Raw genomic sequence first — 14,752 nt, 5'->3', positions numbered from 1 at the left:
CCCCCCCCCCCCCCCCCCCCCCCCCCCCGGCGGCTCCCCGTGATTGGAGGGACAAGTGGGGACGTTCGTCCTGCGCCGCATATTGGTGAACATCGTGGTCTTCCTGGCGATCACCGTGGGCATCTTCGCCCTGGTGCACGCCGCGCCCGGCGATCCCGTCCGGATGATGATCAATCCCGACCAGGTCTCCTCCGGCAGCGAGGAGTTCATCGCCCGGCAGCGCCACGAACTGGGTCTGGACCGGCCGTTGCCGGTGCAGTACTGGGACTGGCTGCGGCACGCCGTCACCGGCGACCTCGGCTATTCGTACGTCAGCCGGCAGAGCGTCACATCGGCGATCTCCGAGCGCCTGGGGCCGACAGTCGAGCTCATGGGTGTCGCCCTGCTGCTCTCGCTGGCCATCGGCATCCCGCTCGGGATCCTGTCCGCGGTGCGCCGCAACTCGTGGCTCGACTACGGGACCACGGTGTTCGGCCTCGGCGCCATCTCCATCCCGCCGTTCTTCCTCGGCATCGTCGCGATCTACGTGTTCTCCCTGAAGCTGGACTGGCTGCCGTCCGCGGGCATGACCACACCGGGCGTGAGCTCTCCGGGGGACCAGTTGAAACACCTGCTGATGCCGGCGATCCTCCTGGGCCTGATCGCCGCGGCGCCGATCATGCGGTACGTGCGCAGCGGCGTGATCGGTGAACTCGGCGAGGACTACACGCGGACGGCCGAGGCCAAGGGCGCGTCGCGGTCCCGGGTCGTCCTGCGGCACGCCTTCCGCAACTCGCTCGTGCCGCTCATCACCGTCGTGGCGATGAGCGTCCCCGCGCTGATGGGCGGTGCGGTGGTCATCGAGCAGGTCTTCGCGTGGCCCGGGATGGGTCAGTTGACCATCAGCTCGGTGAACCAGAACGACTACCCGGTGATCATCGGGGTCTCGCTGTACGTCGCGGTCCTCGTACTGATCTGCAATCTGCTCGCCGACCTGCTCTACGCGGTCGCCGACCCGAGGGTGAGGCTGGGATGACCGTGTCGACGAACCCCGCGATCGCCGGGCCGGCGCCGGCGCCGGCCGGCGGAGCCGTCGTGGGGCCGCGCCGCACGCCGGCGCGCATGGCCCTGCGCCGGTTCCGGCGCAACAGGCTCGCGGTGGCCGGTGCCGCCGTGCTCGGACTGGTGGTCGTGCTGGCGGTGTTCGCGCCGCTGATCGCGCGGCACAGCCCGAATCAGGTGGACCTGGACGCGCTGCGCCAGGGGCCTTCGGGCACGCACTGGTTCGGCACCGACTCGTCCGGCCGCGACGTCTTCTCCCGGGTGGTGCACGCCGGCCGCGTGTCCCTGCTGGTCGGCGTGTCCGCCGCCCTGATCTCGGTGGTCATCGGGACCCTGCTGGGCGCGGTGGCCGGCCTGGTGGGCGGCGTCGTCGACTCCGCGGTCATGCGGCTCGCCGACATCGTCCTGTCGTTCCCGACCGTGATCGCGATCGTCGTGCTCGCGGGAGTCCTCGGCCCGAGCGTCACCATGCTGGTCATCGCCATCGGCGCCACCCACTGGCCGCAGGCGTGCCGGGTGGTACGCGGCGTCGCCCTCGGACTGCGCGAGCAGGACTACCTGCACGCGGCCCGGGCCGGCGGCGCGGGGCCGTGGTGGCTGGTGCGCAAGCACATCGTGCCGGCGTCGCTGCCGCCCGTCGCGGTGGCCGCCACCCTGGCGGTCGCCCAGGCGGTGTTGCTGGAGGCGACACTGTCGTTCCTCGGCCTCGGCGTGCAGCCGCCGCAGGCCAGTTGGGGCAACATGCTCAACGACGCGCAGAGCCTGACGCTCATCGAGTCCGCGCCGTGGATGTGGCTGCCGCCCGGGATCGCGATCGCGGTGACCGTCCTTTCCGTGAACTTCGTCGGTGACGGGCTGCGGGACGCGGGCGACCCGCGGCAGAGCAAGGGAGCACACCGATGAACCCGGCGTACCCGTCGGACGCGTCCGTCCCGGCCACCGACGTCCGGGACGACGCGCCGATCCTGGAGATCCGCGACCTCGTCGTGGAGTTCGCGGGCGACGAGGGCACCGTCCGCGCCGTCGACGGAGTCGCCTACAGCGTGCGGCCCGGGGAGATCCTCGGTGTCGTCGGCGAGTCCGGATCCGGCAAGTCGGTCACCGCCATGTCCGTGCTGGGACTGATCCGCCGCCCGGGGCGCATCGTGGGCGGCGAGATCCGGCTGCGCGGTCGGGACCTCCTGGAACTGACGCACCATCAACTGCGGGAGATCCGGGGCAACCAGGTCGCGATGATCTTCCAGGACCCGATGACGGCGCTGAACCCGGTGATGACCGTGGGCGCCCAGATCGTGGAGGCGGTCCGTCTCCACGACAAGAAGACGAGCCGGGCCGCCGCACGCGAGCGTGCCGTCGAACTGCTCAGCTCCGTCGGCGTCCCGAACCCGGAGGTTCGCGTGCGGCAGTACCCGCACGAGTTCTCCGGCGGCATGCGCCAGCGTGCGATGATCGCCATCGCCATCGCGAACCGGCCCGAACTGCTGATCGCCGACGAGCCCACCACCGCCCTGGACGTCACCGTGCAGGCCCAGGTGCTCGATCTGCTGCGGGACGCCCGGGACGCCACCGGCGCGGCGACCGTGATCATCACCCACGACCTCGGCGTGGTCGCCGAACTCGCCGACAGCGTGGTGGTGATGTACGCCGGCCGCGTGGTCGAACAGGCCGCGGTCTCTGAGCTGTTCGCGGGGCCCAGGCATCCGTACACGCTCGGACTCCTGTCCAGCGTCCCGACCTCCGGCGGCGAGGACGACGACCTCGCGTCCATCCCCGGAACCCCGCCGGACATGGCCCACCCGCCCGCGGGCTGCGCCTTCCATCCGCGCTGCCCGATCGCCCGCGACCGCTGCCGCACCGAGCGCCCGCCGCTCGTCGAGGCCGCCCCCGGGCACCGGAGCGCATGCCACTACGCCGACGAACTGGTCGGCGCGACCGCCCGCGACCTGTACGCGACCGTCCCCGACGCGATGCGCGACACCGCGCTCGCCGAGCCGGTCTCCGAGGCGGTCCCCGAGCCGATTCCCGGCCCGGTCGCGGACCCGATGTCCGACATGAAGGAGGCGCCGTGACGGAACTTCTCCGGGTCGAAGGGCTCGCCAAGCACTACCCGATCCGCCGCGGCATGCTGCGGCGGCACGTCGGCGACGTACGCGCCGTGGACGGACTGGACTTCGGCATCGCCACCGGCGAAACGCTGAGCCTGGTCGGGGAGTCGGGTTGCGGCAAGAGCACCACCGGCCGCATGATCGCCCGACTGCTCGCGCCGACCGGCGGCCGCATCACCTTCGACGGGCGGGACGTCTCCGGCCTGTCCGGCAAGGCCCTGGCGCCGCTGCGCCGCGACGTGCAGTTCATGTTCCAGGACCCGTACGCGTCCCTGTCACCGCGCATGACGGTGCACGACATCATCGCGGAACCTCTCCGGCTCCAGGGAACGTACCGTCGCAACGGGGCCGCACGCGTCGCCGAGCTGCTCGACATGGTCGGCCTGTCGCAGCAGCACGGGGACCGCTACGCGCACGAGTTCTCCGGGGGGCAGCGCCAGCGTGTCGGCCTCGCGCGGGCCCTGGCCCCCGGTCCGCGCCTGCTGGTGCTCGACGAACCCGTCAGCGCGCTCGACGTGTCGATCCAGGCGCAGATCGTCAACCAACTGCGCCAGCTCCAGCGGGAACTGGGACTCGCCTACCTGTTCATCTCGCACGACCTGTCGATCGTCCGGCACGTCTCGCACCGCATCGCGGTGATGTACCTGGGGCGGATCGTGGAGATCGGGCCGCGGGCGCGGATCTTCACCGCGCCGGAGCACCCGTACACACGGGCACTGCTGTCGGCGACGCCGGTGGCCGACCCGGCCCGGCGCGACGAGCGCCGCCGGATCACGTTGCAGGGAGACGTGCCCAGCCCCAGTGACCCGCCGTCCGGGTGCCGGTTCCGCACCCGCTGCTGGAAGGCCCGGGACATCTGCGCGAGCGAGGAGCCGCAGCTCGTCGCGCGGGAGGAGGATGGACACCTGAGTGCGTGTCACTTCCCGGAGGGCACACTCTCCTCCGGAGGGGACACCACGCCCGGACCGCCGCGCGCGGCGGTGGGCACCATCGAGAAGAAGGAGGCACGGGCGTGGCCCGAGGGGTGAACGGTACGCGGGGGACGCCGTCGGTGGACGACGCCCGCCCCGCATCTGCCAACTACCACGCCCAGGCCCTCGTCAGGGGCCTGGGGCTGCTGGAGGAACTGGCCAGGACGTCCGTGCCGCTCACGCTGCACGACCTGAGCCAGTCCACGACTCTGCCCAAGAGCACGCTCGTGCGGCTGCTGAGCGTGCTCGGCGAGATGGAGTACGTCGTACGTGTGGACGAGCAACCTTCCTACCGGCTCGGACACAAGGTGCAGTCGCTGGCCGCCGCGTATGTCGAGTCGCTCGACCTCTCCGTGGTCGCCGAGGAGTACCTGACCCGAGTCGCCGCGCGCACCGGGCAGACCACGAACCTCGGTGTGCTGGACGGACGGCAGGTGCTGCACATCTGCGTCCGCGAGCCGGACCGGCCGCTGCGCTTCACCGCCGAGCCGGGGACGCGCGACCACGCGTACTGCACGGGGCTCGGCAAGCTGCTGCTGGCCCACGTCGACCCGGACCGGCTGGCGGAGGCCGTTCCGGCGGAGCCGTTCGAGGCGTTCACGGACCAGACGATCACGACCATGGACCAGTTGTCCCGGGAGCTGCGGCGGACACTGCGCCGCGGCTACGCGCTCGACGACAACGAGCGGAGCGTCGGACTGCGGTGTGTGGCGGTCCCGGTGACGGTGGACGGGCAGTGCATGGCGGCGGTCAGTGTCGCGGGCCCGTCCGGCGAGTTCACGCCGAACCGGATCGAGGACTTCGTCGAGCACCTGCGCGACGTCGCGGCCGAACTGGCGGACGACGGCGACTTCGTGGCCGCGCTGCGCATCGTGAACCGGTCGCTGCGTCCGATCGGTTCGCGTTAGGTACACGCCGGCACCCGGCACGAACGCCGGTTGCGCGTCGCATATTTCGCGTCCGCCGCGATCGCGGCGGTACGCGTGGGCCCGTCGCCCGCGGGGGACGGGCCCACGGCGCGGACGTCAGCCGAGGTAGGCGATCGCCTCGACCTCGACGCGGACGTCCGCGTGACCGAAGTTCACGACGACGGTGGTGCGCGCCGGGGGCGCGTCGCCGAACCGCTTCGCGTAGACCGCGTTGAAGCGGGCGAAGAGCGCGGAGTTCGACAGGTAGGCGTTCACCTTGGCCACGTCGGCGATCGTGGCGCCGCCCGCCCGCAGCACCGCCTCCACGTTGTCGAGCGTGGCCTCGACCTCCGCCTCGAAGTCGCCGATGAACACGGTGCCGTCGGGGCTGGTGGCCACCTGGCCGGAGACGAACAGGAAGTCGCCGGCACGCAGTCCGTGCGTGAGCGGGACGGCGGGCGGAGCGAAGCCTTCGGGATGAACGCGCTGCATTGTCGAACCTCGTGTCTTGAAATGGATCCCCACAACGTGGAATGTTGTTCCACATGATGCCGGGCAGGAGATCCCGGGGCAAGGACAGGTGACGGGATGAGCGAAACGCTCGTGGTGGCGAACGGCCTCGTGGTGGACGGCACCGGGGCGCCGCCGCGCGTTGCCGACGTCCTGGTCGGGGACGGACGTGTCGTACAGGTGGGCGGAACCGTGCAGCGCGGCGGCGCCACGCGCGTCATCGACGCGAGCGGACTCGTCGTCACGCCGGGGTTCGTGGACATCCACACCCATTCCGACCTCACGCTGCTGTCGGCCCCCGAAGCGCGCAGCAAGGTTCGGCAGGGAGTCACCACCGAAGTCGTGGGCAACTGCGGACTCGGTGTGACACCCCTGGCCCCGGGGGCCGACGTCGCGGCGATCCGCGAAGCAGTCGGCTACCTGGACCTGGACCCCGCCCTGGCGTGGTCCTGGGACGACACCGCCGGCTACCTCGACGCCGTCGAAGCCGCACGTCCGGCGGTCAACACCGCGACCCTGACCGGGCACCTCCCGCTGCGTGCCGGAGTCGTCGGCTTCACCGACCGGGCCCCCGACCCCGCCGAACTCGACCGCATGCGCGGACTCCTCGCCGACACCTTCGCGGCCGGTTCGCTCGGCCTGTCCACCGGGCTGGTCTACTCGCCGCTGTGCTACGCGACGGAGGACGAACTCACCGCCCTGGGACGTACCGTGGCCTTCCACGACCGCGTCTTCACCTGGCACGTCCGGGACTACGCCGACGACCTGCTCCCCTCGGTCGACCAGGCGCTGCGGGTCGCCCGCGCCACCGGCTGCCGCACCCAGATCTCCCACCTGGCCTCCGTCGGGCGCCGGAACTGGGGCGCGGTCCGTCGCGCGCTCGACGCCGTCGAGGACGCGCTCTCCGACGGATTCCGGGTGGCCGTCGACATCTACCCCTATCTGCACGGCAACGCGCCCTTGTCGCAGCTGCTTCCGGCCTGGGCCCAGGACGGCGGCGCCGACGCCCTGGCCCGCCGCCTCCGCGACCGCGCCGTCCGCGACGACATCGCGGCCGCCTGGGCCGACCGTCCCTCGGGCTGGGACGAGATCACCCTCAGCCGCGTGCCGTCCACCTCGCGGCCCGCCGCGGACGAGGACGAAGTGGGCACGACGATCGCGGACATCGCAGCCCGCCGCGGCGCCGACCCCGACGAGGTGGCGATGGACCTGCTGGCCGCGTACGGCTCAGGCGTGCTGATCGTCGCCGGTGGCCGGAGCGAGGACGACCTGCGGACCGTCCTCGACCACCCGGCGTGCGTGGTCGCGTCCGACGGGCAGGCGCTCGACCGCGACGGGGTCACCGGGGCGGGCAGTCCCCACCCCCGGTCCTACGGCTGCTTCCCCCGCTACCTGTCCCGCTACGCGGGCGGCACCGACCTCGAACTGGCCCGCGCGGTACGGCGCTGCACCGGCGCCCCGGCCGAACTGATGGGACTCGCCGGAACCGGCACGCTGACGTCCGGGGCGCGCGCCGACATCGTGCTGTTCGACCGCGACCGCCTCGCCGACCGTGCCACCTTCACCGACCCGCAGCAGTACCCCGAGGGGATCGCCGAAGTCCTGGTCGGCGGCGAGACCGTCGTCGACACCGACGGCCACACCGGCCGCCGCCCGGGCCGGGTACTGCGCGGACCGGACAGCACCGATCGCGTGGGCGGCACCGTCCGCACATCCCGCTAGGAGAACAGATGATCGACGTCCACACGCACTGCCATCTCGGCGAGCACTGGGGCTGCGAGTGGCACGACCACTGGCAGCCGGTGTACGGCCACGAGTACCCGAACCACACGCCGGCCGAGTACGACGCGGCCATGAACGGCGAGGTCGACCTCGCCTTCGTGTTCGGGATGCGCGCCACGGCGGCCGGTGTCATGACCCCCAACGAATACGTGGAGTGGTTCTGCGCCGAGACGGAGACCGAGACGATCGGCTTCATGGCGCTGGACCTCGCCGACGACGACGTCATGGAGCAGTTGGCGGACGGCATCGCCCGGGGCCTGCGCGGTGTGAAGCTGTACCCCGTCCTCGCGCTGTTCGACCCCAAGGACACCCGCCACGACGCCTTCTACCAGGCGGCGGCGGACGCCGGCCTCATCCTGCTGTGGCACATGGGCGCGACACCCAGCCCGGTCGGAGACCTGTCGGTCAGCAATCCGCTGGTCGTCGACGAGGTGGCCCGCCGGCACCCCGGACTCACCCAGATCATCGCCCACTTGGGGCACCCCTGGCAGCGCGAGACGATGGTCACCCTGCGCAAGAACCGCCGGGTCTTCGCGGACGTCTCGGCGCTGTGGGCCCGTCCGCTGGACGGCTACCTGGCCCTCGCCCGGGCGCAGGAGTGGAACGTCGTGCCCAAGCTGCTCTTCGGCTCGGACTTCCCGCTGTGGACGCCCCGCCAGGCCGTCGAGGGACTGCGTGAGACCGCCGCACTGAGCATGCCGGGCATGCCGAAGATCCGGCCGGAGACCATCGAGTGGCTGGTCGACGGCGACCCCCGCAGCGACCTCGGGCTGGTTGCCCGATGATCTCCACGACGCCGCTTCCGGCGGACCTCGATGGGATCGCCACGCCGGCGCTCCTGGTCGAACTCCCGCGCATGGAACGCAACATCGCCACGATGGCAGAGGCGTACGCCGCCGCCCGGGTCACGCTGCGACCGCACGTGAAGACCTCCAAGTGCTGGGAGGTGGCACGGCGCCAACTGGCGGCGGGAGCCGTCGGATTCACCTGCTCCACTCCCGAGGAGGTCGACTGGCTCCTCGGGCAGGGCGTCCCCGACCTGTTGTGGGCGCATGTGCCGATCGGCCCGGCGAAGGTCGCCTTCGCCGTGGACGCGGTGGCCCGCGCCGAACGCGCCGGACAGCGGCTCGCCGTCGCGCTGGACTCGGTCGCCGCGGGGCGACCGCTCTCGGAGGCCGCGCTGCGGGCGGGCATCCGTGTCCCGGTGGTCCTGGAGGTGAACACCGGACACGGCCGGGCCGGCGCCGAACCCGGGGCGGTGCCCGAACGGGCCGGTGAACTGGCGGCCCTGCCCGGGCTTTCGCTCTGCGGCGTGTTCACCCACGAGGGGCACCTGTCGCGGTACGTCGGAGACCGCCCCGGCCTGGAACGCGCCGGCCTGGGAGCGGGAAACCTCCTCGCCGCCTTGGCCGACAGCCTGCGCGCCGACGGGCACACGATGGACATCGTCTCCGTCGGATCGACGCCCGGAGCCACGTCGGCGCCGTTCGCGGAGGGGGTCACCGAGGCCCGGCCGGGGACGTACGTCTACTTCGACGCCAATCAGATCCGCCTCGGCAGCGCCGTACTCGACCAGTGCGCGCTGACGGTCCTGGGCCGGGTCGTCAGCACGGAGCGCCCCGGCGTCGTCGTGACGGACGTCGGCATCAAGGCGATGAGCTCCGACGCCATCGCCGCCGCGGGTTCCGTGGGCCTGGTGTGCGACGTGGACGGACTCCCCCTGGCCGACGTCGAGTTCGGCGACGCGAACGAGGAGCACGGCTTTCTCACCGGGCCGGGCACCGCCGCGCTCAAGGTGGGCGACCTGGTGCGCATCGTGCCGAACCACGCCTGCGGGACCACCAACATGTTCGGCACACTGCACGCGGTGGCCGACGGAACCGTCCTGGAGCGGTGGCCGATCTCCGCGCGGCACTGACGCCGGGGAGGGCGGCGCCGCGGGTCAGACCGCGCCGTGCGAGCGGCGCAGCACCAGCGTGGGCGCGATCACCACGCGCTCGGTCGGTCGTGCGGGGTCCGCGATGCGGGCGAGGAGCATGCGCACGACCTCGTCCGCCATCGCGGCCAGGTCGCCTCGCACCGTCGACAACCCGAAGACGTCCCAGCCCGCCATCGCGATGTCGTCGAATCCCACGACGGTCAGGTCGTCGGGTACCCGGATTCCGAGAGCCGCCGCCGCGCTGCACGCGCCCATCGCCACCACGTCGTTCGCGCAGAAGACGGCGGTCGGGGGAGAGGGCAGGGCGAGCAGTTCGCCGACCGCCGCGCGACCCGCGTCGTGGGTGAAGGGCCCGCGGCGGACCAGCTCGGTCCGGAGCGGGATCCCGTGCTCGCCGAGAGCCGCGCGGAATCCCGCTTCGCGGTCGCGCCCGGTGCTCGTCGACGCCGGCCCGAACACGGCACCGAGCCGCCGGTGCCCGAGGTCCGCGAGCAATCCGCCGACCTGTGCGCCGCCGAGTCGGTTGTCCACCACGCACGTGTCGGCGGGCAGTCCGGCGGCCTCGCGGTTGGCGAGGACGCAGGGAACGCCGCGCCGGACGAGTTCGTGCGGCAGCACGGAGCCGATCTCGGTCGTCGTGAGCACGACGCCGTCGAGTGAGCCGTCGGCGAGGCGGTCCGCCTCCACGGGGTCGTCCACGCGGTCCGACACGAGGAGGGCCCGGTAACCGGCCCGCTCCAGGCGGTCGCGCAGCGGTTGCACCAGTTCGGGATAGAACGGATTGGTGAGATCGTCGGCCACCAGGCCGATGCGCCGGGTCGAACGGGTGGCGAGGCTGCGGCCGGTTTCGCTGGGAACGTACGACAGCGCCTTGGCGGCATTCAGCACCCGCTCGCGTGTCTCGGGGGCCACCCCGGGAACGCCGCGCAGGACGCGGGACACGGTCGGTTGGGAGACGCCGGCCATCCGCGCCACATCTCGACTCGTGATTGCCATCGGCCTGTCCCGTCCGTCGAAACGCAGGTACGCACGCGCGTCTGCATGCGCATGCAGTGAAGAGTCTAGTCCGAGTCGAGCCGGGGCGGTGGATCCACGCATTCCTCTTCTGAAATGGCCGATTAGGCGCCAGCGCCCCTCGAATCGTTGACATGAATACGTATTCAAGCAAGAGTTTTCGGACGGTCTACCGCCCCGCTCGGTGCCCCTTCAGCGCACCGCCCCCGTCACTCGGAGCAGCCATGTCCACGCACCACCTCGACGCCCAGCCGGCCATCCTTCGACTCAAGGAGCCCACCGCCCAGTCGGCGCGCTCCGAATCCGGCGGAGGGCCCGATGTCGCGACGATCGTGCGCGGCATCATCGACGACGTCCGCACCCGCGGCGAAGAAGCGGTCCGCGAGTACTCCGCGCGCTTCGACGATTGGGCGCCGGACACGTTCCGGCTCTCCCCGGAACGCATCGACGAACTCGTCGCGGGGCTGCCCCGCCAAACCCTCGACGACATCCGCGCCGTACAGGCCAACGTCCGGGTCTTCGCGGAGCACCAGATGCGCTCCCTCGCGGACTTCGAGGTGGAGACCCGGCCGGGGGTCTTCCTCGGCCAGCGGAACACGCCGGTCGACGCGGTCGGCGCGTACATCCCGGGCGGGCGCTACCCGCTGGTGGCATCCGCGCACATGACCGTGCTGACCGCCAAGGTTGCGGGCGTACCGCGCGTCGCGGCATGCACACCGCCGATCCGAGGCGAGGTACCCGCGGCGACGATCGCGGCGATGCACATGGCCGGCGCCGACGAGATCCACGTGCTCGGAGGCGTCCAGGCGATCGCGGCCATGGCGCTCGGCACCGCCGCTCAGGGCAAGGTCGACCTGCTCACCGGACCCGGAAACGCCTACGTCGCCGAGGCGAAGCGCCAGCTCTTCGGCGAAGTGGGGATCGACCTCTTCGCCGGACCGACCGAGATCCTGATCGTGGCCGACCGGCACGCGGACCCGTTCCTCGTCGCGGTGGACCTGCTCAGCCAGGCCGAGCACGGACCCGACTCGCCCGCCGTCCTGATCACGGACAGCGAAGCCCTCGGACGCGAGGTGCTGGCACTCGTGGAGCGGCTCCTGCCGGGCATGCCGACCTCGGACCTGGCCGGCCCGGCCTGGCGCGACCACGGGCAGGTCATCGTCACCGAGGACTTGGACGCGGCATTCGCGCTCGCGGACGAATTCGCCGCGGAACACGTGCAGGTCCTCACCGAGAACCCGCGCCGAGCGCTCACCGCGATGCGGCACTACGGGGCGCTGTTCCTCGGCGAGGGCACCTGCGTGTCGTACGGCGACAAGGTCATCGGCACCAACCACACCCTGCCCACGCGCGGCGCGGCCCGCTACACGGGAGGCCTGTGGGTGGGCAAGTTCCTGCGCACGACGACCTATCAGGAAGTCACCGACGCGGCCGCCGCCGCCGAGCTCGGCGAGCTGTGCGGTCGGGCCTCCCGCGTGGAGTCGTTCGAGGGGCACGCACGCTCGGGTGACGCGCGCGCGGCCCGGCACCACGGGACGTCGCCGGCGTGGGCACCCTGGCACTCGTGGAACGCGCCCGCCGCGCAAGCCTGACGGCGGCATGGCCTCCCACGGCGGACGGGTCCAGAGGTGCCCGAAGGGTCCGTACGACGTGGGGCGACGGCCCTGCCGGAGGAGGCGGCAGGGCCGTCGGGGGTGAAATCAGGCCGTGGCGTGGGCTGTTGGCTTGGCTGCGGCGGTTGTGGGGCGGGCGGAGGCGGGGTCGGCGTTGTCGGCGAGGGCCTTGAAGCCGCGCAGACGCAGGCTGTTGGAGACCACGAAGACGGAGCTGAAGGCCATCGCGGCGCCGGCGAGCATGGGGTTGAGCATGCCGGAGGCGGCGAGGGGGAGGGCGGCGACGTTGTAGGCGAAGGCCCAGAACAGGTTGGACTTGATGGTCTTCAGGGTCTTGCGGGAGAGGCGGATGGCGTCCGCCGCGGCGCGCAGGTCCCCGCGGACCAGGGTGAGGTCGGAGGCCTCGATGGCGACGTCGGTGCCGGTGCCCATCGCCAGTCCGAGGTCGGCCTGGGCGAGGGCGGCGGCGTCGTTGACACCGTCGCCGACCATGGCGACGACGTTGCCCTGCCTCTGGAGGCGTGTGACGACGTCGACCTTGTCCTTGGGCATGACCTCGGCGAAGACGTTGTCGGGGTCGATGCCGACCTGTTCGGCGACTGATTGAGCGGCGGCCACATTGTCGCCGGTCAGCAGGATCGGGGTCAGGCCCAGTTCCTTGAAACGGCGGATGGCCTCGGCGGAGGTGGGCTTGACGGCGTCCGCGACGACGAGGACCGCGCGGGCCCTGCCGTCCCAGGCGACGGCGACCGCGGTACGGCCCTGCGCCTCGGCGGCGGCCTTGGCGCGCTCCAGTTCGACCGGGAGTTCGAGCGCCCATTCGGTGAGCAGGCGGGTGCGGCCGACCAGGACCGCGTGGCCCTCGACGATGCCCTGGACGCCGAGGCCTTCGACGTTCGCGAAGTCCTCCGGCTCCGCGAGGTCTCCGGTGCGCTCCGCGGCGGCCTTGGCGACGGCCTGGGCGATCGGGTGCTCGGACGCGTTCTCCAGGGCGCCCGCGAGGCGGAGGACCTCCTCCTCGGTTTCGCCTTCCGCGAGGTGGGTGTCGACGAGGGTCATGCGTCCGGTGGTCACGGTGCCGGTCTTGTCCAGGACGACCGTGTCGACGCGCCGGGTGGATTCCAGCACTTCGGGGCCCTTGATGAGGATGCCGAGCTGCGCGCCGCGGCCGGTGCCGACCATGAGCGCGGTCGGGGTGGCCAGGCCGAGGGCGCACGGGCAGGCGATGATCAGGACGGCGACGGCGGCGGTGAACGCGCCGGCGACGCCTTCTCCGGTGCCCCACCAGAAGCCGAGCGTGGCGAACGCCAGGGCGATGACGATCGGGACGAAGATGCCGGAGACCTTGTCGGCGAGGCGCTGGACCTGCGCCTTGCCGTTCTGGGCGTCCTCGACCAGGCGTGCCATCTGGGCGAGTTGGGTGTCGGCGCCGATCCGGGTGGCGCGGACGACCAGGCGACCGCCGGCGTTGACGGTGGCGCCGGTGACGGTGTCGCCGACGCCGACCTCGACGGGCACGGACTCGCCGGTGAGCATCGACGCGTCCACGGCGGAGCTGCCCTGCTCGACGGTGCCGTCGGTGGCGATCTTTTCCCCGGGGCGGACCACGAACAGGTCACCGACGGCCAGGTTTTCGACCGGGATGCGCTCCTCGTGGCCGTTTCGCAGGACGGCGACGTCGCGGGCGCCGAGTTCCAGCAGCGCCTTCAGCGCGGCGCCGGAGCGGCGCTTGGCGCGGGCCTCGAAGTAGCGTCCGGCCAGGATGAACGTGGTCACGCCGGCGGCGGCTTCGAGGTAGATGTTGGCGGCCCCGTCGCTGCGTTCGATGTCGAAGGAGAAGGGGTGGGTCATGCCGGCCTCACCGGCGGTGCCCCAGAACAGCGCGTACACCGACCAGGCCAACGCGGCGAGGGTGCCCATGGACACGAGCGTGTCCATGGTGGAGGTGCCGTGCTTGAGGTTGGTCCACGCGGCCTTGTGGAACGGCCATGCGCCCCACAGCACCACCGGCCAGGCCAGCGCGAGCGAGAGCCACTGCCAGTTGGTGAACTGCCATGCCGGGACCATGGCCGTCGCGATCACCGGCACCGTGAGCACCGCGGAGGCGATCAGCCGGTCGCGCAGCGCGCGCACCCGCCCGGCCTCGGCGTCCCGCGGCGTGTCGGTCTCGGCCGGGGCGCCGGGCGTCCTGGGCGGGGGCGGGAGTTCGGCGGTGTACCCGGCGGCCTCGACCTGGGCGACCAGGTCCTGAGGGGCGATGTCGCCGGAGTAGGTGACCTTGGCCTTCTCGGTGGCGTAGTTGACCGTGGCGGTCACGCCGTCGAGCCTGTTCAGCTTCCGCTCGATGCGCATCGCGCACGAGGCGCAGGTCATGCCGCCGATCGCCAGTTCGATCTGCCCGGCGTCCTGCGGCGCCGAGGTCTCGGTGTCCGGACTCATCGCCTGCTCCCTTCACATCTGGTGGTGCCGCGGGTCGGCACGGCCGGGCGGGTGACGGCTGCCGCGCCGTCCCGCGTCCACCCCTGAATAATACCCCTGGGGGGTATTCGGTCCACATGGGTGGGCCTTGGCCCTGCGCCGTCGTCATCGGCGGTTCATCGGCGGCGGTTACGACCTACAACATACCCCCAAGGGGTATTAAGTCAAGCGCCTGGTGGCTCGGGGCGCCGAATCTGCCCGCCGTTCCCCGTGCTTCGGCCACCCAGGGATCGGCCTCTTTCCTTCGAAGCTAGGCAAAAGTTACCCCTAGGGGGTATGTTCCGGTGGCGCGGTGCCCACGGCATCCGCCCAGGACGCGGCCGGTGAAGCGGTGACGGTCGGCTGACCTCCCGGACAGCGGCCGGTACGGCCCGCACCCTCACCCCCGGCG

The 14,752-nt window shown here is 71.9% G+C and carries 12 protein-coding genes; 9 read left to right on the top strand and 3 right to left on the bottom strand.

What is annotated here, in order from left to right:
* Positions 1-55: 55 nt before the first annotated feature.
* Genes ACRX5S_RS24060 through ACRX5S_RS24040 form a run of 5 tightly spaced genes read left to right on the top strand, consistent with a single transcriptional unit; the run spans position 56 to position 5,025 of the window.
* The gene (locus tag ACRX5S_RS24060) at positions 56-1,015 is read left to right on the top strand and encodes an ABC transporter permease (RefSeq protein WP_436775143.1); all 960 of its coding nucleotides are present in this window, start codon (positions 56-58) and stop codon (positions 1,013-1,015) included.
* Positions 1,012-1,944 (top strand): ABC transporter permease, encoded by a 933-nt coding sequence (locus ACRX5S_RS24055; RefSeq protein WP_436775142.1) that lies wholly within the window; start codon positions 1,012-1,014, stop codon positions 1,942-1,944. The genes ACRX5S_RS24060 and ACRX5S_RS24055 overlap by 4 nt, the downstream gene beginning before the upstream one ends.
* Positions 1,941-3,110, top strand: a complete 1,170-nt coding sequence (locus ACRX5S_RS24050; RefSeq protein ID WP_436775141.1) for an ABC transporter ATP-binding protein — start codon at positions 1,941-1,943, stop codon at positions 3,108-3,110. The genes ACRX5S_RS24055 and ACRX5S_RS24050 overlap by 4 nt, the downstream gene beginning before the upstream one ends.
* 53 nt (positions 3,111-3,163) lie before the next feature.
* A complete protein-coding gene (locus ACRX5S_RS24045; RefSeq protein ID WP_436775196.1) occupies positions 3,164-4,174 on the top strand; it encodes an ABC transporter ATP-binding protein in 1,011 nt (336 codons plus the stop codon).
* A complete protein-coding gene (locus tag ACRX5S_RS24040) occupies positions 4,159-5,025 on the top strand; it encodes an IclR family transcriptional regulator (RefSeq protein WP_436775140.1) in 867 nt (288 codons plus the stop codon). Before ACRX5S_RS24045 ends, ACRX5S_RS24040 begins: the two co-directional genes overlap by 16 nt.
* 117 nt (positions 5,026-5,142) lie before the next feature.
* Here the strand turns inward: ACRX5S_RS24040 and ACRX5S_RS24035 are convergent, their stop codons facing one another.
* Positions 5,143-5,517, bottom strand: a complete 375-nt coding sequence (locus ACRX5S_RS24035) for a RidA family protein (RefSeq protein ID WP_436775139.1) — start codon at positions 5,515-5,517, stop codon at positions 5,143-5,145.
* Positions 5,518-5,613: 96 nt separating this feature from the next.
* Here ACRX5S_RS24035 and ACRX5S_RS24030 point away from each other — a divergent pair, with 96 nt between their 5' ends.
* The 3 genes from ACRX5S_RS24030 to ACRX5S_RS24020 are packed head-to-tail and all read left to right on the top strand — an operon-like array spanning position 5,614 to position 9,235.
* Complete coding sequence (locus tag ACRX5S_RS24030) at positions 5,614-7,257, top strand: N-acyl-D-amino-acid deacylase family protein (RefSeq protein ID WP_436775138.1); 1,644 nt, start codon at positions 5,614-5,616, stop codon at positions 7,255-7,257.
* 8 nt (positions 7,258-7,265) lie between these two features.
* A complete protein-coding gene (locus tag ACRX5S_RS24025) occupies positions 7,266-8,102 on the top strand; it encodes an amidohydrolase family protein (RefSeq protein WP_436775137.1) in 837 nt (278 codons plus the stop codon).
* The gene (locus ACRX5S_RS24020; protein ID WP_436775136.1) at positions 8,099-9,235 is read left to right on the top strand and encodes an alanine racemase; all 1,137 of its coding nucleotides are present in this window, start codon (positions 8,099-8,101) and stop codon (positions 9,233-9,235) included. The genes ACRX5S_RS24025 and ACRX5S_RS24020 overlap by 4 nt, the downstream gene beginning before the upstream one ends.
* A gap of 24 nt (positions 9,236-9,259) precedes the next feature.
* On the opposite strand, the gene ACRX5S_RS24015 is transcribed toward ACRX5S_RS24020, so the two are convergent.
* Positions 9,260-10,252 (bottom strand): LacI family DNA-binding transcriptional regulator, encoded by a 993-nt coding sequence (locus ACRX5S_RS24015; RefSeq protein ID WP_436775135.1) that lies wholly within the window; start codon positions 10,250-10,252, stop codon positions 9,260-9,262.
* A gap of 242 nt (positions 10,253-10,494) precedes the next feature.
* Here ACRX5S_RS24015 and hisD point away from each other — a divergent pair, with 242 nt between their 5' ends.
* Positions 10,495-11,862, top strand: coding sequence for a histidinol dehydrogenase (gene hisD, locus ACRX5S_RS24010; RefSeq protein WP_436775134.1), 1,368 nt, complete (start codon positions 10,495-10,497; stop codon positions 11,860-11,862).
* 108 nt (positions 11,863-11,970) lie between these two features.
* On the opposite strand, the gene ACRX5S_RS24005 is transcribed toward hisD, so the two are convergent.
* Positions 11,971-14,322, bottom strand: a complete 2,352-nt coding sequence (locus tag ACRX5S_RS24005; protein WP_436775133.1) for a heavy metal translocating P-type ATPase — start codon at positions 14,320-14,322, stop codon at positions 11,971-11,973.
* Between the last annotated feature and the right edge of the window lie 430 nt (positions 14,323-14,752).

It is taken from the genome of Yinghuangia sp. YIM S09857 (assembly GCF_051388915.1).
GTDB lineage: Bacteria > Actinomycetota > Actinomycetes > Streptomycetales > Streptomycetaceae > Yinghuangia.
The sequence above is the reverse complement of the archived record's forward strand: the minus strand, read 5'-3'. Positions and strand labels throughout refer to the sequence as shown.

What these genes read in the sequence shown, in the direction of transcription:
- ACRX5S_RS24055 (WP_436775142.1), top strand. Translation starts at nt 1,012, where the DNA reads ATGACCGTGTCGACGAACCCCGCGATCGCCGGGCCGGCGCCGGCGCCG.
- ACRX5S_RS24050 (WP_436775141.1), top strand. Translation starts at nt 1,941, where the DNA reads ATGAACCCGGCGTACCCGTCGGACGCGTCCGTCCCGGCCACCGACGTC.
- ACRX5S_RS24045 (WP_436775196.1), top strand. Translation starts at nt 3,164, where the DNA reads ATGCTGCGGCGGCACGTCGGCGACGTACGCGCCGTGGACGGACTGGAC.
- ACRX5S_RS24035 (WP_436775139.1), bottom strand. Translation starts at nt 5,517, where the DNA reads ATGCAGCGCGTTCATCCCGAAGGCTTCGCTCCGCCCGCCGTCCCGCTC.
- ACRX5S_RS24030 (WP_436775138.1), top strand. Translation starts at nt 5,614, where the DNA reads ATGAGCGAAACGCTCGTGGTGGCGAACGGCCTCGTGGTGGACGGCACC.
- ACRX5S_RS24025 (WP_436775137.1), top strand. Translation starts at nt 7,266, where the DNA reads ATGATCGACGTCCACACGCACTGCCATCTCGGCGAGCACTGGGGCTGC.
- ACRX5S_RS24020 (WP_436775136.1), top strand. Translation starts at nt 8,099, where the DNA reads ATGATCTCCACGACGCCGCTTCCGGCGGACCTCGATGGGATCGCCACG.
- ACRX5S_RS24015 (WP_436775135.1), bottom strand. Translation starts at nt 10,252, where the DNA reads ATGGCAATCACGAGTCGAGATGTGGCGCGGATGGCCGGCGTCTCCCAA.
- hisD (WP_436775134.1), top strand. Translation starts at nt 10,495, where the DNA reads ATGTCCACGCACCACCTCGACGCCCAGCCGGCCATCCTTCGACTCAAG.
- ACRX5S_RS24005 (WP_436775133.1), bottom strand. Translation starts at nt 14,322, where the DNA reads ATGAGTCCGGACACCGAGACCTCGGCGCCGCAGGACGCCGGGCAGATC.